This is a genomic window from Mycobacterium sp. MUNTM1 (genome assembly GCF_054660795.1).
Genome location: NZ_BAAGDE010000013.1, coordinates 43,868 through 61,798, shown reverse-complemented (window position 1 = coordinate 61,798; position 17,931 = coordinate 43,868). Strand labels below are relative to the sequence as shown.

General features: G+C 70.2%; 18 protein-coding genes. 4 read left to right on the top strand and 14 right to left on the bottom strand.

The genetic code is table 11. The features are described from left to right. Positions 1 to 56: 56 nt before the first annotated feature. Both ACYQ8K_RS09930 and cspA read right to left on the bottom strand, forming a co-directional pair. Positions 57 to 656: a hypothetical protein gene (locus ACYQ8K_RS09930; RefSeq protein ID WP_459968469.1), complete on the bottom strand. Its 600-nt coding sequence runs from the start codon at positions 654 to 656 to the stop codon at positions 57 to 59. Between the two features lie 166 nt (positions 657 to 822). After that, on the bottom strand, positions 823 to 1,026 hold the full coding sequence (gene cspA, locus ACYQ8K_RS09925; RefSeq protein ID WP_007772268.1) for a cold shock protein CspA: 204 nt from the start codon (positions 1,024 to 1,026) through the stop codon (positions 823 to 825). 296 nt (positions 1,027 to 1,322) lie between these two features. On the opposite strand from cspA, the gene ACYQ8K_RS09920 reads away from it, so the two are divergent. Both ACYQ8K_RS09920 and ACYQ8K_RS09915 read left to right on the top strand, forming a co-directional pair. After that, on the top strand, positions 1,323 to 3,662 hold the full coding sequence (locus tag ACYQ8K_RS09920; RefSeq protein WP_459968466.1) for a DEAD/DEAH box helicase: 2,340 nt from the start codon (positions 1,323 to 1,325) through the stop codon (positions 3,660 to 3,662). 292 nt (positions 3,663 to 3,954) lie between these two features. Continuing rightward, positions 3,955 to 4,992 carry a PAS domain-containing protein gene (locus ACYQ8K_RS09915; protein WP_459968465.1) on the top strand — a complete coding sequence of 346 codons (1,038 nt, stop codon included), beginning with the start codon at positions 3,955 to 3,957 and terminating at the stop codon, positions 4,990 to 4,992. Here ACYQ8K_RS09915 and ACYQ8K_RS09910 read toward each other — a convergent pair. From ACYQ8K_RS09910 to ssd, 7 genes are read right to left on the bottom strand one after another with little or no spacing between them, the layout of a single operon-like run. After that, a complete protein-coding gene (locus ACYQ8K_RS09910; RefSeq protein ID WP_459968463.1) occupies positions 4,989 to 5,291 on the bottom strand; it encodes an Rv3654c family TadE-like protein in 303 nt (100 codons plus the stop codon). The genes ACYQ8K_RS09915 and ACYQ8K_RS09910 overlap by 4 nt on opposite strands. A gap of 31 nt (positions 5,292 to 5,322) precedes the next feature. Further along, on the bottom strand, positions 5,323 to 5,625 hold the full coding sequence (locus ACYQ8K_RS09905) for a TadE family type IV pilus minor pilin (protein ID WP_459968461.1): 303 nt from the start codon (positions 5,623 to 5,625) through the stop codon (positions 5,323 to 5,325). 23 nt (positions 5,626 to 5,648) lie between these two features. Beyond that, complete coding sequence (locus tag ACYQ8K_RS09900) at positions 5,649 to 5,849, bottom strand: DUF4244 domain-containing protein (protein ID WP_459968459.1); 201 nt, start codon at positions 5,847 to 5,849, stop codon at positions 5,649 to 5,651. Positions 5,850 to 5,867: 18 nt separating this feature from the next. Beyond that, a complete protein-coding gene (locus ACYQ8K_RS09895) occupies positions 5,868 to 6,461 on the bottom strand; it encodes a type II secretion system F family protein (RefSeq protein ID WP_459968457.1) in 594 nt (197 codons plus the stop codon). A 10-nt stretch (positions 6,462 to 6,471) separates the two neighbouring features. Then, complete coding sequence (locus tag ACYQ8K_RS09890; protein ID WP_459968455.1) at positions 6,472 to 7,269, bottom strand: type II secretion system F family protein; 798 nt, start codon at positions 7,267 to 7,269, stop codon at positions 6,472 to 6,474. After that, entirely contained in the window at positions 7,266 to 8,429 is a 1,164-nt protein-coding gene (locus tag ACYQ8K_RS09885; protein WP_459968453.1) for a TadA family conjugal transfer-associated ATPase, read from the bottom strand. Before ACYQ8K_RS09885 ends, ACYQ8K_RS09890 begins: the two co-directional genes overlap by 4 nt. Further along, positions 8,426 to 9,478 carry a septum site-determining protein Ssd gene (gene ssd / locus ACYQ8K_RS09880; RefSeq protein WP_459968571.1) on the bottom strand — a complete coding sequence of 351 codons (1,053 nt, stop codon included), beginning with the start codon at positions 9,476 to 9,478 and terminating at the stop codon, positions 8,426 to 8,428. Before ssd ends, ACYQ8K_RS09885 begins: the two co-directional genes overlap by 4 nt. A 491-nt stretch (positions 9,479 to 9,969) precedes the next feature. Between ssd and ACYQ8K_RS09875 the strand changes: the two genes are divergently transcribed. Next, on the top strand, positions 9,970 to 10,827 hold the full coding sequence (locus ACYQ8K_RS09875; RefSeq protein ID WP_459968452.1) for an HAD-IB family hydrolase: 858 nt from the start codon (positions 9,970 to 9,972) through the stop codon (positions 10,825 to 10,827). A gap of 450 nt (positions 10,828 to 11,277) precedes the next feature. On the opposite strand, the gene ACYQ8K_RS09870 is transcribed toward ACYQ8K_RS09875, so the two are convergent. From ACYQ8K_RS09870 to ACYQ8K_RS09850, 5 genes are read right to left on the bottom strand one after another with little or no spacing between them, the layout of a single operon-like run. After that, positions 11,278 to 12,036 carry a Fic family protein gene (locus ACYQ8K_RS09870; protein WP_459968450.1) on the bottom strand — a complete coding sequence of 253 codons (759 nt, stop codon included), beginning with the start codon at positions 12,034 to 12,036 and terminating at the stop codon, positions 11,278 to 11,280. Positions 12,037 to 12,040: 4 nt separating this feature from the next. After that, positions 12,041 to 13,651, bottom strand: coding sequence for a dipeptide ABC transporter ATP-binding protein (locus tag ACYQ8K_RS09865; RefSeq protein WP_459968449.1), 1,611 nt, complete (start codon positions 13,649 to 13,651; stop codon positions 12,041 to 12,043). Next, positions 13,648 to 14,511 (bottom strand): ABC transporter permease, encoded by an 864-nt coding sequence (locus ACYQ8K_RS09860; RefSeq protein ID WP_459968447.1) that lies wholly within the window; start codon positions 14,509 to 14,511, stop codon positions 13,648 to 13,650. Before ACYQ8K_RS09860 ends, ACYQ8K_RS09865 begins: the two co-directional genes overlap by 4 nt. After that, a complete protein-coding gene (locus ACYQ8K_RS09855; RefSeq protein WP_459968445.1) occupies positions 14,504 to 15,430 on the bottom strand; it encodes an ABC transporter permease in 927 nt (308 codons plus the stop codon). The genes ACYQ8K_RS09860 and ACYQ8K_RS09855 overlap by 8 nt, the downstream gene beginning before the upstream one ends. 2 nt (positions 15,431 to 15,432) lie before the next feature. After that, on the bottom strand, positions 15,433 to 17,061 hold the full coding sequence (locus tag ACYQ8K_RS09850) for a peptide ABC transporter substrate-binding protein (RefSeq protein ID WP_459968443.1): 1,629 nt from the start codon (positions 17,059 to 17,061) through the stop codon (positions 15,433 to 15,435). A gap of 83 nt (positions 17,062 to 17,144) precedes the next feature. Between ACYQ8K_RS09850 and ACYQ8K_RS09845 the strand changes: the two genes are divergently transcribed. Further along, on the top strand, positions 17,145 to 17,930 hold the full coding sequence (locus tag ACYQ8K_RS09845; RefSeq protein WP_459968442.1) for an LppU/SCO3897 family protein: 786 nt from the start codon (positions 17,145 to 17,147) through the stop codon (positions 17,928 to 17,930). Position 17,931 lies beyond the last annotated feature (1 nt).

The following is a 17,931-nucleotide window of genomic DNA, read 5'->3' as shown; positions in this document are numbered from 1 at the left end:
ACTGACATCCGCGAAAATGCCGGAACGCCGACACAATTTCGGGCGTTTTCTCCGGCCTAGACTCGCGGCCACCGCGACAGCGCCTCCGCGCCGCCGGGGGGCTCGCCCACGTTCTCTACCAGGCGCGATAGCCTGCGGCGGCCGCTGATCCGCAGCGCCGGCCGGCCGCCGCGAGTGCCGATCAGGGTGGGCGCGATGCCGACGCGCATCAATGCCGACGCCAGTGGCGAGTGCGTGTCCGGCGCGTGCGGGTCCAATGCCAGCAGGTAATGCTCGCCCTCCGGGTTTCCGGCCGCCAACGTCCACGCCCGCAGCTCGCGCGGCCCGGGCAGCCAGCGCGGCGGCACGGTCTTGACCGCACCGCGCGTCCACTCGGTGGCCAGCGTGGTCAACGAGGGGTCCACCGCGGTGCGCACCAGCGGGGTGTCCTCGTCGGTCCGGCTGATCTCGGCCACCAGCCCCGCCTCCCGGATCATCTCGGCCAGCGCCGAGGCCCGCCAGGACCGGTCCACGACCACCGACAGCCGGGCACCCGCGACCTGACTTTCACCGGTGGCACCCACGGTGACGATCTGCCCGGACGCCGCCAGCACCCCGGAAAGATCGGCGACCGCGGGCGGCACCGACTCCGCTGTAAAGAAGGAAAGCTGGCTCACGCCACCGACAGTAGGCCAGGGGGCCCGCCCACGTCTTGAGGCAACCGGCGCGGCGTCCGGGGCCGACGGGGATGCACACCTGGTCGCGCCGGTAAAAGAGGAAACCCCCCGGCCGGACCCGATGGGCGGGTCTGCACGGGGGGCATCCGTTGGGGTCTGCTCGCCTCTACAGGGAGCGGACCCCGGTGGCCTGGGGGCCCTTAGGGCTGTGGCCGATCTCGAACTCGACCTTCTGGTTCTCTTCGAGGGTGCGGAAGCCCGAACCCTGGATCTCCGTGTAGTGGACAAACACGTCAGCGGAACCGTCTTCGGGGGCGATGAACCCGAAGCCCTTCTCCGCGTTGAACCACTTCACAGTTCCCTGTGGCATCTCTCGATCTTTCCTTTTCTTCTGGGTGCGGAGCATCGCTTTTCGATGCCCCGGGCCTGGTACGACCGCCATACCTCGCTGAGTCGCCGGAACTTCACCCGACCGATTAACCTCGCAGGAACCGCGGCCGCAACGTCGATCCTGCGAAAGTTTTACACGAACACAGAAGCTGCGACCGCAATTAGTCAACCATGTTCATCGCGTCGGCGACAGACTTGTGTCTGCCGCCGATTCGAAGGCCGTTTGCAGGGCCGATGCGAAGGCCGCTTTCACAATGGATTCACCGAGGGAGTGAGATGGCGAGTTTCGGCAGCGACCTGCTTGCCGCCGCGCTCGCCGGAACGGCACCGGACGAGCATCCGCTGCGTCACGTCGCCGAACTGCCACCGCGCAGCGGCCGGCCGCGGGACTGGCCGGCCTGGGCCGAGCCCGACGTGGTGGGCGCCTTCGCCGACCGTGGGATCAAATCACCGTGGTCGCATCAGTTCGCGGCCGCGGACCTGGCGCACGCGGGCCGTCACGTGGTGCTCAGCACGGGTACCGCCTCGGGCAAGTCACTGGCCTACCAGCTTCCGGTCCTCAACGCGTTGGCGACCGACCCGCGAGCACGGGTGCTCTATCTGTCGCCGACGAAAGCGTTGGGCCACGACCAATTGCGGGCCGCCCACGCGCTCACTGCGGCGATTCCGCGGCTGCACGACGTCGCGCCCACCGCCTATGACGGCGACAGCCCAACCGAGGTCCGACGCTTCGCGCGGGAACGCTCGCGGTGGTTGTTCTCCAACCCCGACATGATCCATTTGTCGATCTTGCGCAATCATGCCCGCTGGGGCGTCCTGTTGCGTGGTCTTCGCTTTGTGATCGTGGACGAATGCCATTACTACCGTGGGGTTTTCGGTTCTAACGTGGCGATGGTGCTGCGCCGTCTGCTGCGGTTGTGCGCCCGCTATTCGTCGTCGCCGACGGTGATCTTCGCCAGCGCGACAACGGATTCGCCGGGCGCGACGGCCGCCGAACTCATCGGGCTACCGGTCGAGGAGGTCACCGAGGACGGTTCACCGCAGGGCGCCCGCACGGTGGCGCTGTGGGAGCCCGCACTGCGGGCCGACCTGACCGGTGAGAACGGCGCGCCGGTGCGCCGCTCCGCCGGTGCCGAGGCGGCGCGAGTGATGGCGGACCTGATCGCCGAGGGCGCTCAGACGCTGACGTTCGTGCGGTCGCGTCGCGCCGCGGAATTGACCGCGCTCGGCGCGCAGGCGCGGCTGGACGACATCGCCCCGGAGCTGTCCAGGCAGGTCGCGTCGTATCGGGCCGGCTACCTCTCGGAGGACCGCACCGCCCTGGAACGGGCGCTGGCCGAGGGCCGGCTGCGGGGCCTGGCCACCACCAACGCGCTGGAACTCGGCGTGGACATCGCCGGGCTGGACGCGGTGGTGCTCGCCGGTTTCCCGGGCACGGTCGCGTCATTCTGGCAGCAGGCCGGCCGGTCCGGGCGGCGCGGCCAGGGCGCGCTGGTGGTGCTGGTGGCCCGCGACGATCCGCTGGACACCTACCTGGTGCACCACCCCGCCGCGTTGCTGGACAAGCCGGTCGAGCGCGTCGTGATCGACCCGGCCAACCCCTACATCCTGGGCCCGCAGCTGCTGTGCGCGGCCACCGAACTGCCGCTGGACGACGCGGAGGTGCGCGCCCTCGACGCCACCGAGGTGGCCGACGGCCTGGTCGACGACGGTCTGCTGCGGCGGCGCAGCGGCAAGTACTTTCCGGTGCCCGGCCTGGAACCCCATGCCGCGGTGGACATCCGGGGCTCGGCGGGCGGACAGATCGTCATCGTGGAGGCCGACACCGGAAGGCTGCTGGGCAGCGCCGGCGCCGGTCAGGCCCCGGCCACGGTCCACCCCGGCGCGGTGTACCTGCATCAGGGCGACAGCTACGTGGTGGACTCGCTGGACACCGAGGAAGGCATCGCGTTCGTGCATGCCGAGGACCCCGGTTATGCGACGTTCGCGCGGGAGATCACCGACATCGCCGTCACCGGAACCGGCGAGCGCCTGACGTTCGGGCCGGTCACGCTGGGTCTGGTGCCGGTCAGGGTCACCCATCAGGTGGTGGGGTATCTGCGCCGCAGGCTGTCCGGGGAGGTGATCGACTTCATCGAACTGGACATGCCGGAACACATCCTGGCCACCATGGCGGCTATGTACACGATCACCGAAGATGCCTTGCAGCGCAATGGTATTGAGGCGACGCGCATCCCGGGAGCGTTGCACGCCGCCGAACACGCGGCGATCGGGCTGCTGCCGCTGGTGGCCAGCTGCGACCGCGGCGACATCGGCGGGCTGTCCACCGCCGTGGGGCCCGGTCCCCTCGGCCTGCCCAGCGTCTTCGTCTACGACGGCTACCCGGGCGGCGCGGGATTCGCCGAACGGGGCTTTCGCCAGGCCCGCACCTGGCTCGGTGCGACAGCAGCCGCCATCGAAGCGTGCGAGTGCCCCCGGGGGTGCCCGTCGTGCGTGCAATCCCCCAAGTGCGGCAACGGCAACGACCCGCTCGATAAGGCGGGCGCGGTGCTGGTGCTGAAGCTGGTCCTCGCCGAGTTGGCGCGGGGCCCGCGGGAGAACAATTTCCGCGGATGACGACCGACCCCTCGACGGTCGACCCCGCGGATTTGCCTCGTGACGCCCACGCCAAGAACGCATTTCCTGCTGCCCAAGAAAATGGCGGCGCGCTGTCGCACCGAACGTGAAAACGATTAGGTGTGCGCCACCCGCAACCCCGACGATGCGGGCGCAGCAGGAAAGTACCAGGGCCCCGACGGCATCGCAAGCACTGCGGACGCCGGCGAGGGATGCCGGCGGCGGGGCCTTCGGCGCCCGGCGAAATCGGCCGCATTCCCCCGCCCCGTCGCCTCACCGTAAAATCGGCCGCATGGCCCACGACTGGTTGCTCGTGGAGACACTCGGGGGTGATCCCACCGTGGTGGCGCAGGGTCGCCAGCTCAAAAACCTCGTCCCCATCACCACATTCCTGCGCCGCAGCCCCTTTCTGGCCGCGGTCCGCACGGCGATCGCCGAGTCGGTGCAGACCGGCCAGGCCCTTACCAGCATCACGACCAAGCGGGACCGCATCATTCGCACCGAACCGGTGGTGATGTCCGACGGCTTCATTCACGGCGTGCACGTCTGGACCGGTCCCGCCGACGTCGAGCCGCCCGAGCGGCCGATCCCGGGGCCCCTGAAGTGGGATCTGACCCTCGGAGTGGCCACCGACACCCGCGAATCGCTGATCAACAGCGGGAAGAATCCCGAAGTCGAGGTCACCTTCGGCAGGGCCTTCGCCGAAGACCTGCCCTCCCGTGAGCTCAACCCGAACGAGACCAAGGTGCTTGCCATGGCGGTCAAGGCCAAGCCCGACCAAACACTGTGCAGCACCTGGGATCTCACCGACTGGCGGGGAGAGGCGATCCGGATTGGTTTTGTCGCACGCACGATTCTGGAACCGGGTCTCGACGGCCGGGAGCACTTGGTGGCGCGGGCGATGAACTGGCAGTCCGAGCTCAGGGGTCCGGAGGTGTCGACCGATGATCTGGCGCAACGGATCCTCAGCGGTCTGGCCCAGGCCGGGGTGCACCGGGCGCTGATCGACCTCAACACCTGGTCGTTGCTGAAATGGCTCGACGAGCCCTGCACGTTCTACGACTGGCGCAGCAGTGAGACCGGCAAGCCGCGGGTTCACCCCGATGACCACGACCTGATGTCCACCATGACAAGGGAATTCAGTGGGGGTGCCACCAGCCGGGTGTTGCGGATGCCCGGGCACGACGGGGATTGGGTGCCGGTGCACGTCACCGTCAACCGGGTGGAACTCGAAGCCGATACGTACGCCGGACTGGTCTCGCTGCGTCTGCCCACCGACGAGGAACTGGTCACCGCGGGATTGTCACCGGGCCCCGACGCGGCGCCCTAGTCGGAACCTCCGGTCGCCCACCCGGCCCGCGCGGCCGCCCGCGCCGCTCCGCCGAACGCGACGGCTACCCGCGCGGTGACGATGACATCGAGACCATCCACCGCACAGCCGATGTCGTCGACCCGCATCCGGCGCGCCACGCCCGCGGCGCCGGCGCAGGCCGCATCCGCTCCCGAAGTCAGCCGCGCCGCGCCCGCCAAGGCGGCCAAGTCGGCGACGGCCTGCGCGCGGTGCCGCGCCACCACCGCCGAACCCAGGTACGCGCCGGCGCCGGTCACCGCCAGCAGCGCCGCGACCATCCAGGCCGCGACCAGCGTGGCCGAGCCCCGCTCACCGCGACGGCTCGGCCGCCGAGACGGCTTTGGCCGCAATGTCGATGGTGGGCAACAACTTCGAATGCGCGACGACGGTCGCCACCAGGAAGTCGCCGTCGCGGTGCAGGTCGATTCGCGCACCACCGGGCGCCAGCCGGCGCGCGGCGGCCACCGCGGAGCGTTCGTCGCCGCGGGCCGCCAGCCGGGCGGCCTCGCGGGCGGCGTCGACACAGCGCACCTGCATCGACACCGCGCTGACACCGGCCAGGCACAGCACCAGCACCACCACGAGCGCGGCGATGCCCAGTGCCGCCTCCACGGTGGAGGCACCGGCACCGCCGGCTATACCTTGGTGTTGAGCGCGCGACCGATGATGTTGGTCAGCGCCGAGACGATCGAGTCGCCGGTGACGACGGTGTAGAGCACCGCGCCGAAGGCGGCCGCCGCGATGGTGCCGATGGCGTACTCGACCGTCGACATGCCCGACTCGTCGACCACCAGCACGGCCAGACGCGCCGAGAATTCGCGAAACATGTTGACCATCAATCGTTTCCTTTCGTTTCACAGCAGGCCCGACTGCAAGACATCACCGGCCAGACCGGCCACCACCGGCACAATGCCCAGGCAGACGAACGCCGGCAGGAAGCACAGGCCCAACGGTCCGGCGATCAGCACGCCGGCCCGCTCGGCCGCGGCGGTCGCAGCGTGCGCGGCGTCGTGGCGGGACTCCTCGGCCAGCTCGGCGACACCGTCGGCCAGCGCCGCGCCCGAGGACGCCGAACGCCTGGCCAACCGCAGCAGCGCATCGATCTGCGGATCGGCCGCGTGCTGCGGACTGGGCGAAACAGACCAGGCGACAGCGGGATCGGCGCCGAGCGCGAGCAGGTCGGCGGCGCGGCGCAACACCCCGGCCAGCTTCGGCGGCGCGGAGGGGGCCGCCGCCGCGGCGGCCGTCGACACCGCCATTCCCGCCGCCAGGCACACGGCCAGCACGTCCAGGCAGGAGGCGAACGCCAGCGGATCCGGTCCGCGCGCCGGGGCCCGGCCTCGCGGCCGTCGAGCGCCACGCATCGGCGTCCCGGCACGGCCGCGCACCAACGACGGACCGGGGCCGACCCACAGCGCCACGGCCAGCAGCACCGCCACGAGGTTCATGCGCCGCCCCTCATGACGCCACCCCGTCGGCGATGCGATCCGCCCACAGCAGGCCGACGCAGGCCAGCGTCGAACCGACGAGCAACAGCCACCCGCCCGCGTGGCCGCCGAGCAAGAAACTCAATGGCCGGGCCCCGATCAACTGGTCCAGCAACATGCCCAGCACCGGCAGCGCGGCCAATATCGTCGCGGTTGCCCGCGCGCCGGCCATGCTCGACGAGACGCGGGCCGAGAACCGTTGCCGCTCAGCGATGTCCCGCTGCGCGGCGCGCATCAGGGTGGCAATACCCAGCCCGTTGTCGCTGGCCAGCCGCCAGCACAGCGCGAGCCGCTCCCAGTGCACCGGCAGCGCCGAGCCGCGGGCCGCGGCGGCCAGGCCGGCCCCGACGTCGGCTCCCAGCCGGGCCCGCGCCGCCACCGACCGCAGCGACGCCGCGACCGTGCCGGCGGTGTCGTCGGCGGCGACGCTGAACGCGCGCACCGGATGCGAACCGGCCCGCAATTCACCGGCCAGCACCTCGAGCGCGGATTGCAGCGCGTCGCCCTCGGCCGTGGCACGCCGGAAGCGTCGGCGGCGCCGATATCGCAGAGCCGCGGTCGCGCCCACGACCGCGAGGCACAGGACGGTGGTCAGCGGCAGCACCACAACGGCCAAGCAGCCGATACCCGCGGCGACGCCCCCCACCCCGCGAAGCCCGACCGCCGGAAGCCGCCGGCGCGGCGAGGGCGACAGGCGTCGGCGCGGCGACGGCCGAGCGACGATGAGCGCCGGCGCCAACAGCAGCGCGCCGGCCAGCGGGCCGTTCATGCCGGCATCCGGCTGCACAGCAGGTGGCGCAACCGCGGGGCGGCATCCGTCATCCCCCGATCCGCATGCCACACGGTGACCGCGCGCACCCGGCCGTGATCGTTGTGCAGCGCGGCGATTTCGCCGAGCCGCCGCCGGCCGCCGCGGTCGCGCTCGACGTGCAGCACCACCTGCACCGCCGCGGCGAGTTGGCTGTGCAGCGCGGCGCGGCCGAGGCCGCCGAGCGCGCCCAAGGCTTCCAGGCGGGCGGGCACCTCCCCGGGGCTGTTCGCGTGCACAGTGCCCGCGCCGCCGTCGTGACCGGTGTTGAGCGCCGCCAGCAAATCCACGACTTCGGCGCCCCTGACCTCGCCGACCACGATGCGGTCGGGCCGCATTCGCAGCGCCTGCCGGACCAGCTCGCGCACCGGAACCTCGCCGACGCCTTCCACGTTGGCGCACCGCGCGACCAGCTTCACCAGGTGCGGGTGCCGCGGCGCCAGCTCCGCAGCATCCTCGACGCACACGATCCGTTCGCCCGGCGGCACCGCGCCCAGCATCGCGGCGAGCAGTGTGGTCTTGCCCGCGCCGGTGCCGCCGCTGACCAGGAACGCCAGCCGGGCGTCGATGATGTCGGTGACCAGGGCGGCGGCCGCGGGATCGATCGCGCCGGCGGCGGTCAGGGCCGCCAGGTCCTGGCTGGCGGGCCGCAAGACGCGCAGCGACAGGCAGGTGCCCGCGGCCGCCACCGGCGGCAGCACCGCGTGCAGCCGCACCGCGAAGCCCCCGGTGCCGATTCCGGTCAGCTCGCCGTCGACCCAGGGCTGCGCGTCGTCCAGGCGCCGGCCGGCGGCCAGCGCCAGCCGCTGCGCCAACCGCCGCACCGCGGCCTCGTCGGGGAAGCGAATCTCGCTGCGCCGCAAGGCGGTGCCGTCGTCAACCCACACCGCGTCCGGTGCGGTGACCAACACGTCGGTGGTGCCATCCGCGCACAGCAGCGGTTCGAGGATGCCCGCGCCGGTCAGTTCGGTCTGCAGCACCCGCAGGTTGGCCAGGACCTCGGTGTCGCCGAGCATCCCGCCGGACTCGGCCCTGATCGCTGCGGCCACCACGGCCGGCCGCAGCGGGCCGGCCTCGCCGGCCAGTCGCTCACGGACCCGTTCGATCAGCGAATCGCTCACGCCGCCTTGCCATTCCGTCGCGACCCGGCGGGTGGGAGCACGCCGAGCACTTGTCGGGCCGCCACCGTGAGGGCCGAGCGCCGCCCTAACCGGAGGCCGCCGCGGTCGATCTGCTCGGCGAGCTGCGGCTGCGCTTTGATCGAGGCCAACAGCGGCAGGCCGGCGATCTCGGCGATCTCGGCCGGCCGCAGTCCGGCGGGCGACGGGCCCCGCACCGCCAGGCCGACATTGGGATTGATGGACGCCAGGACCGGCGCCAGCGCGCCGGTCGCCGCGCACGCCCGCACGTCGCAGCGGCTGACGACGACGACCAGATCGGACGCGCTCAGCGCGGCTTGGGTCGCGTCGGTGAGACGACGGGGAAGGTCGCAGATGACGCTGACCGCGCCGCGCCGGCCGGCGTCGATGATGGCGTGCACCGGCCCGGCGTCCAGCTCGTGACCGCGCCGGGTGCCGGACAGCACGCTGACCCCGCGGTGCCGCGGCAGCGCGTCGCGCACGGCCGACCAGTTCAGCCGCCCGCCCTGCAATGCCAGATCCGGCCAGCGCAGCCCCGGCGCGCTTTCGCCGCCCAGCAACAAGTCGAGGCCGCCGCCCCAGGGGTCGAGGTCCACCAACAACGCGTCCGTGGCGGCCTGGGCCAGGGCGACCGCGAGCAGGGAGGCGCCCGCTCCGCCGCAACCCCCGATGACGGCCACCGCGTGGCCGCGTGCCCCGTCGTCACGCGACGATTCGGCGGCCTCGGCGAGGGCGCGGACCAGATCCGCTTCCTGCCCGGGCAGCCGCAACACGAGTTCGGCGCCGACCCCGACGGCGGCCGCCCACGTCGCCGTCTCCGGTTCGGCGACCGTCAGCACGGTCACGTGATCGCGGCGCGGCAGCGCCCACCGCGCGCAGCGCGCCGCCGCCCGCGCGTCCAGCACGACGGCCGCGGCCGCCGCCCAACTCTTGCGGCTGACCGGCGAACCGTCACCGGTATGCACCGCCCGGACACCGGCGGCAGCCGCCACCCGATCCAATTCGGCGCGCAGGTCGGGCTCCGCGAGCATCGCCAAGACACCCACGGAACCCGTCGCGTCAACTCCGGAGCTGCTGGCCACCCGACCACTGTGCGGGGCCGTGACCTTGGCACAACAGTCCCAAATGCGGATTTGTGGATAGAGACGCGAGTGTGCACAAACGCATCGCGGGGGGACGCCGCCAGCGACGACGGACACACCTTCCCGCAACGCACCGGGAGCCGGGCCCGGCGCCGTCCGGCGAGAAGAAACCGACCGTAGAAAAGGGACGACCCCCGCCAGGGGGGGAGGAGGCGAGGGTCGTCGTGCATCAGCCCCGGGGGGTCGGGCTGATACACCCTCGGCTCAGGCCGAGTAATGCTTACTATACACATGACAAGCCGCAGTAACGCAAGACATCATTTTCTGAAAAGACAGCTTGAGCCGCGTAAACACTGCTTGGGCGGCCCGCCGAACCCTCTGAGCGGCCATTTCGAGCGCGGGATCGCGGCCCAACGGGATCGGCGACCTATGCTGGGTCGGTGACCGTCTTCGACCCCACCGCGGAGCAGTCGGCCTCGGAGCAATCAGCGGCGAGCGCCGCTCCCCACGCCCGAACGGCGGCCTTCTTCGACCTGGACAAGACGATCATCGCCAAGTCCAGCACCCTGGCGTTCAGCAAACCGTTTTTCAACCAGGGCCTGCTCAACCGCCGCGCCGTGCTCAAGTCCAGCTACGCGCAGTTCATCTATCTGCTCTCCGGCGCTGATCATGACCAGATGGATCGGATGCGCGCGCACATGACCAATATGTGCACCGGTTGGGACGTCGAACAGGTCAAGTCGATCGTCAACGAGACGTTGCACGACATCGTGACCCCGCTGGTGTTCGCGGAGGCGGCCGACCTGATCGCCGCCCACAAGTTGTGCGGGCGGGACGTCGTGGTGGTATCGGCCTCCGGCGAGGAAATCGTCGCCCCCATCGCCCGGGCCCTCGGTGCCACCCACGCGATGGCGACCCGGATGGTCGTCGAGGACGGTCGGTACACCGGCGAGATCGCGTTCTACTGCTACGGCGAGGGCAAGGTGCAGGCGATCCGCGAGCTCGCCGCGCGCGAGGGCTACCCGCTGGAACATTGCTACGCCTATTCCGACTCGATCACCGATCTGCCGATGCTCGAGGCCGTCGGTCATCCCAGCGTGGTCAATCCCGACCGCGGGTTGCGCCGCGAAGCCGTCGAACGCGGCTGGCCCGTGATCTCGTTCTCCCGGCCGGTGTCCTTGCGCGACCGCATCCCCGCGCCGTCCGGTGCCGCGATCGCCACGACGGCCGCGGTGGGCATCAGCGCGCTGGCCGCCGGCGCGGTGACGTATTCGTTGTTGCGCCGCTACGCGTTCTGAGCGCCGCGTCGCGCGGCAGCAAACTCGTTAAACGCGCAATCCAAAATGGATTCGGCGCTATTCGCCAATTGGCCCTTGCTGTGCTAGGGGTCTAGTAGTACAAAGGAACCACGGAAGCCCGGTGAGGCCAAGGTCGAGCCGGAAGAGAAGGTTCGTCCTCCCGACCCGGGCCCCCAGCACGGTGCTCGGCACCCACGCGGAGTCATAGCCGCGAAGATGGCAGAAGTGTTGCGGGCCTGCGAAATTGCGAAGATGCCGAAGGTATCGACGACCCTTTGGGTGGGGTTGCAACCGTAAGCGTCGCAAGATCGCCGAGGCCAACCCACGCAGCCCCGAGATGCACGCTTGGTAACCGGGCCCCGTGCTAGCGGGCGGCGGACCGAACATTCGGAACGTCGCCCGCTCTACCATTTTTCGGATAAATTGCGGCGAGTGTTTCCCGGCCTTCAGCTACCGGTTCGACATCGACTCGGCAATCGACACGGCCTCTTGCGCACCGGCTTTCATCGCCCGGCAACACAGCACCAGCCAGGCCCCCACGCCCTGCGGTGTGCCGTCGGCGAATCCCTGCGCGGCATCGCGATACGCGGCCGGTTGGCGCATCCAGCTGACCTCGGGCACGCCCAGCCCGTGCGGGTCCAGCCCACTGGCGATGGTCACCAATCTCGACACCGCCCGGGCCACCACACCGTCAGAGCTGCCGAACGGCTTCAGCGTGAGCAGTTCACCGTGGGCGACGGCGGCAAGCACCGGCGCCGGCACCCGGGTGCGCCCATTCACCAAGTCGGCCAACAATTCCAGTCGCGGGCCCACGCCGGCGTCCGCGCGCGGGCGACCCAACCGCTCGTCGTCGACCTGCTCCGCCGCGGCCAGCACGTGCAGGCGGGCCAGTGCCTGCAGCGGCGCCCGTCGCCAGATGGCGACGACCGGGCCTTCGCCGCCCTCCAGCGCCTGGGCCACCCGCAGCGCCCCGGCGAACACCGGATCGCTGATCTGCCCGGCGTCGGCGAGATCCTCCAGCCGGACCGGGCCACCGTCCAGCACCGACGACGCGCGCGCCGCCCGCAGCGCCGCCTCGGCGGCGGTCACGGGCCAGCCGCGCAGGTTGGCACGGTGGCGGTGGGCACGACCTAGCGCGTCGCGGGCGCGGTCACTGGCCTCGGCGACGCCGGGCAGCTCCATCAGGGGGGCCAGCGGATCAGCTGTCACAACTTCACAACCTATCCCCGTCGGATTTCGGCGCATGCGGGATGGCGTCCAGCAACTGCCGGGTGTAGTCGTGCCCGGGCTCGGTGAACAGCTGCTCGGTGGGCGCGTGCTCGACGACGCGGCCCGCCCGCATCACCAGGACGTCGTCGGCGATCTGCCGGATCACCGCCAGGTCGTGGCTGATGAACAGGTACGCCAGGCCGAGCTCGGCCTGCAGCTCGGCCAGCAAATCGAGGATCTGCGCCTGCACCAGCACGTCGAGCGCCGACACCGCCTCGTCGCAGACCAGCACCTCGGGCCGCAGCGCCAACGCCCGCGCGATCGCGACCCGCTGACGTTGTCCGCCCGAGAGCTCGCGCGGCAACCTGCTCAGCACCGACGACGGCAGTGCCACCTGGTCGACGAGCTCGCGCACCGTTTTCTCGCGGTGTCGGCGGTCTCCCACGCGGTGGATCCGCAGCGGTTCCTCGATGGCGCGGAACACCGAGTACATGGGGTCCAGGCTGCTGTACGGGTTCTGGAACACCGGTTGCACGCGCCGACGAAAGGCCATCATCGCGTCCCGGTTCGTCGCGTCGGAAATCTGGATGCCGTCGAAAACGACTGTGCCGGAAGTGGGTTGGAGCAGGCCCAGGGCGATGCGGGCCACCGTCGACTTTCCCGAGCCGGATTCGCCGACGATGGCCAGCGTGCGGGCCCGTTGCAGCCGGAACGACACCGCGTCGACGGCGCGGAACTCGCCGCGCCGCCACGGCGCACCGTGCGAATCCCGGTAGACCTTGGTCAGCTCCGAGGCGATCAGGATGTCGTCGGCCGGGGTGGGCGTCGGCCGGCTCGCGCGCGTCAGGGACGGAGCCGCGGCCACCAACCGCTGGGTGTACTCGTGTTGGGGCTCCCGCAGAATCGTCTGTGCGGCACCGGTTTCCACGACGGCGCCGCGGTGGACGACGACGACGCGCTCCGCCCGTTCGGCGGCCAGCGCCAGATCGTGCGTGATCAGCAGCAGCGCGGTGCCCAGTTCGGCGGTGAGCCGCTGCAGATGGTCGAGGACCTGGCGCTGCACCGTGACGTCCAGGGCCGACGTCGGCTCGTCGGCGATCAGCAGTTGCGGGCGGCCCGCCAACCCGATGGCGATCAGCGCGCGCTGGCACATACCTCCCGACAGTTGGTGTGGGTACCTGGCCGCCTGCTTGGCCGGATCCGGCATGCCGGCCTGGGCGAGCAGTTCCACCGCCCGCCGCCGCGCCTGACGGCCATCGGTGTTGGCCCGCAACGCTTCCCGTATCTGAAAGCCGACCTTCCACACGGGGTTGAGGTTGGTCATCGGGTCTTGCGGCACGTAGCCGATGCGACGGCCCCTGATGGACCGCAGCAGCCGCCGATCCGCCGACGTGATGTCGATCCCGTCAAACACGATGCGGCCGGCCGTGATTCGTCCTCCCGGGGCCAGCAACCCGAGGATCGCGGCGGCCGTGGTGGACTTGCCGGACCCCGACTCGCCGACCACGGCGACGGTCTGGCCACGCTGGACGCTCAGATCCACTCCGGCCACCGCCGGGGCGTGGTCGCCGAACCGGACCTCCAGGCCCTCGACCGTCAGCAGGGCGGTACTCACGGGCGCCGGGCCCGCGAGGCCGGATCCAGGGCGTCGCGCAGCGCGTCGCCCATCATCATGAACGCGAGCACCGTCATCGCCAGCGCGCCGGCGGGATAGAACAGGATCGGCGATCCGGCGCGCAGCCGCGTCTGGGCGAGGTTGATGTCGCCGCCCCAGGACACCACCGAACTCGGCAGGCCGACGCCGAGGTAGGACAGCGTGGCCTCGGTGACGATGAAGGCGCCGAGTGCGATTGTGGACATCGCGATCACCGGTCCCACCGCGTTGGGCAGGGCGTGGCGGAGCAGCGTCTGAAACCTGCTCATCCCCAGCGCTTTAGCCGCGAGCACGTAATCGCTGCCCCGCACCTCCAGCACCGCGCCGCGAGCGATCCTGCCTATCTGCGGCCAGCCGAAAAGGGCCAGGATGGCGATCACTGTCCACACCGTGCGATGGTGCAGAACCTGCATCAGCACGATCGCGGCCAGCAGCAGGGGTAGCCCGAAAAAGACGTCGGTGACACGGGAGACGACGGCGTCGAGCCAACCCCCGTAGAAGCCGGCCAGCGCGCCCAACACCCCGCCGACGACGAACACCAGCAGCGTGGCGCCCAGCCCGACCGTCACCGACGCGCGGGCGCCGTAGATGGTGCGGGTGTAGATGTCGTGGCCCTGCAGGTCCGTCCCGAACCAGTGCGCCGCCGACGGGCTGCGCAGGCTTTGGCTGGGATCGGCATAGCCGGGGTCGGCGTGGGCGAACAACCCGGGACACAGTGCGACGGCAAGGATGAGCAAGATCAGCACGGCGGCGACGATGAACTTCGGACGGCGGTGCAGCTTTCGCCAGGTCTCCCCCCAAAAGCCGGAATGCTCAGCCATAGCGGATCCTCGGGTCCAGCGCGGCGTAGAGCAGGTCCACCACCAGGTTGGTGACCAGATAGATGAGCACCAGGACGGTCACGATGGAGACCACCGTGGGTGCCTCCTGGCGGGTGACGGCCTGGTAGAGCACGCCGCCCACGCCGTGGATGTTGAAGATGCCTTCGGTCACGATGGCCCCGCCCATCAGCGCCCCCAGGTCGGCGCCCAGGAACGTCACGACCGGGATCAGCGAGTTGCGCAGGATGTGCACGGTCACCACGCGCGGGCGCGACAGCCCCTTGGCGGTGGCGGTGCGGACATAGTCGGCGTGCGCATTGGCGGCCACCGCCGATCGGGTCAGCCGGACGATGTAGGCGAATGAGACTGAGCCCAAGACGATTCCGGGGAGCAGCAGGCGCGCGAAGGTCGCCCGTTCGCCGACGGTGACCGGCGCGATCCCCAGCTTGACGCCGAACAGGAATTGGGCCAGGAAGCCCAGCACGAAGATCGGGATCGCAATGATGATCAGCCCGGCGATCAGCACCGTGGCATCGAAGAGTCCTCCCTGGCGCAGCCCGGAAATCACGCCGAACCCGACGCCCAGCACCGCCTCGACGACCAAGGCGATCACGGCGAGCCGGATCGTGACCGGAAACGCATGGGCGAGAACGGCACTGACCGGCAAGCCGGAATAGGCTCGGCCCAGGTCGCCGTGCACAACGCCGCCCAGGTAGCGCAGGTACTGCACGATGAAGGGATCGTCGAGGTGATAGCGAGCGCGCAGCGCGGCGGCCACGGCCGGCGTCAGCGGGCGATCGCCGGCGATGGCGGCCAGCGGGTCGCCGGGCAGCAGGAAGACCATGCCGTAGATCAGCAGCGTGGCGCCCAGGAAGACGGGCACCATGACGGCGATCCTGCGCGCGATGTACCAACCCATGTTCACGCCTTGACGATGTTCTCGTAGTCGGGCAGCCCGTTCCAGGTGACCTTGACGGCGCTGACCTCCGGCGACCATCCGACCACCGCGATGTAATACCACAGCGGGACGGCGGGCATGTCGCGCAACAGGATTCGCTGTGCGACGTTGACCAGCGCGGCGGCCTGCCGTAGGTCGGGAGCCGCCTCGGCGGCGGCCAGGCCGGCGTCGAATTCGCGGCTGGAATAGCCGACGTCGTTGGATCCCGCTCCGGTGGCGTAGAGGGGGGCGAGGAATTCGATCATGGACGGGTAGTCGCCCATCCAGCCGGCCCGGAACGCGGTGTCGATGGTGCGGTTGGTGATCTGGGTACGAAACCCGGCGAAGGTGGGCTGCGGCGCGCCGACGGCATCGATGCCCAGGACGTTCTTGATGCTGTTGGCCACCGCGTCCACCCATTCCTGATGGCCGCTGTCGGCGTTGTAGGCGATGGCGTACCGCCCGCTCCATGGCGAGATCGCGTTGGCCTGGTCCCAGAGTTGTTGTGCTCGTTCGGGATTGAAGTCCAGTGCGGCACTACCCGGAATATTTGGATCGAATCCCGGCAACGAGCTGGCGGTGAAGTCGCGGGCCGGGCTGCGGGTGTTGTTGAAGATCTGCTGACAGATCTGCGGGCGGTTGATGGCCGCCGACAACGCCAGCCGGCGCAGCCGGCCTTCCTCGCCCCCGAAGTGCGGCAGCCGCAGCGGCGTGTCGACGGACTGGCTGACGGCGACGGGACCGCGGGCGGCGTTGCCGCCCAGGTCGCGCTGGTAGATCGTCAACGCGCTGGACGGGATGGTGTCCAGCACATCGAGATTGCCGGACAGCAGGTCGGCGTAGGCGGTGTCCAGGTTGGAATAGAACTCGAACCTCAGCCCCTTGTTGTGCGGCTTGCGGTTACCGTGATACCCGGGGTTGGGCCGCAGGTCGATCCGGACGTTGTGCTCCCACGCGGGCCCGTCGGGACCGTCGGCGAGCCGGTACGGTCCGTCGCCGACCGGGTGCTGCCCGAAAGCGCTCATGTCCCGAAAGGCCGCCTGCGGCAACGGATAGAACGCGCTGTGCCCCAGCCTCAGCTTGAAGTCGATGGTGGGTGCCTTCAGCCGCACGGTGAACTCCCGGTCGTTGATCACCCGTAGGCCCGACATGGTGGTGGCCGTCGGCTTGCCGTCGCCGGTCAGCCCGGCGACGGCGTCGAACCCGTCGATGGGGCTGAAAAAGCTCTGCTGCAGTTGGGCGTTGGTGCTCAGCGCCCCGTAGTTCCACGCGTCGACGAAGGAATGGGCCGTCACCGGCGAGCCATCGGTGAACGTCCAGCCGGGTTTGAGGATTATCCGGTAGTTGACGTTGTCGGTGGTGTCGACCGACTGGGCGACCTCCGGCGACGGATTGCCGGCGGCGTCGTAGGACATCAGCCCGGCGAAGAGCCGATCGAGGATCCGGCCGCCCTGGCTGTCGTTGGTGCCGGTGGGAATCAGCGGGTTCGGCGGTTCCCCGCCGTTGACCACCACCAGGTCCGGGCTCAGGGTGCCGCCCCCGCAACCGGTCAGCGAGGCGATCGTCAGCATCGCGGCGGCAGCCGGGGCCAGCAAGGCCACCGGTGTCCGCATCCGACGCATGACACCCGACCCTAGGGCCTGAAGTCCTACGACGGTGAAGTGCCCGCTACGGCTTCGCCAATTAGAATTCGGCCGTGACTGTGGCGTATCTGGCCTCGGACGAATCGGCGGTGCGGGCGGGTCGCTTGTTGTTCTCCCTCGGTGTGCCCGCAATCGGATTGGTCTGCCTGGTCATTGGGCTGGTGGAGCGCTCCCGCGGCCGTCGGCAAGCTCCCTTTTACCCACCGCCGCAGTACCCGCCGGGCTTCCCCGTCAACCCCGGCTATCCCTACCCGCCACCGCCCGGCTATCCCGCTGCGCCCTATCCGGGTTATCCAAGCTATCCGCCGCGGGCGCGGACGCCGAGGTCGGCCACCACGCTCATCACCATCGGGGCCGTGCTGCTGACCTTCGGGATCCTCGGCAACGCGGTGCGGGTCCTGTCGGGGCACAACACCGACTCATTGCTGCGAGTGGGCCAATGCATCACCGAAAGCGATTATGCGGCAAACCATTTCGACCTTCCCGCAAGCGGCGGCTGCACCGACCCGGCCGCGACCTACGAACTCGCCTTCAAGGGGGGCGCCTCGGAGAGCTGCCCCGACGGCAAACGGGACCACTCGATCTACGAGCGCGCCAGCAACCACTCGACGACCCTGTGCTTCATGATCAATCTGCGGCAGGACCAGTGCTACCAGGTGACCCGCGACGGCGAAGCCGTGAGCATGAAACCGGACGACTGCAACCAATCGAGCCCGATGCACGTCAAAGTCAGTCAGCGCATCGACGGCAGCTCCGACAAGTCCCAGTGCCCACCCGACAGCAGGGGAATCGGCTACCCCGTCCCCGCGCGGGTCTACTGCCTGGTCAGAACGGATTGAC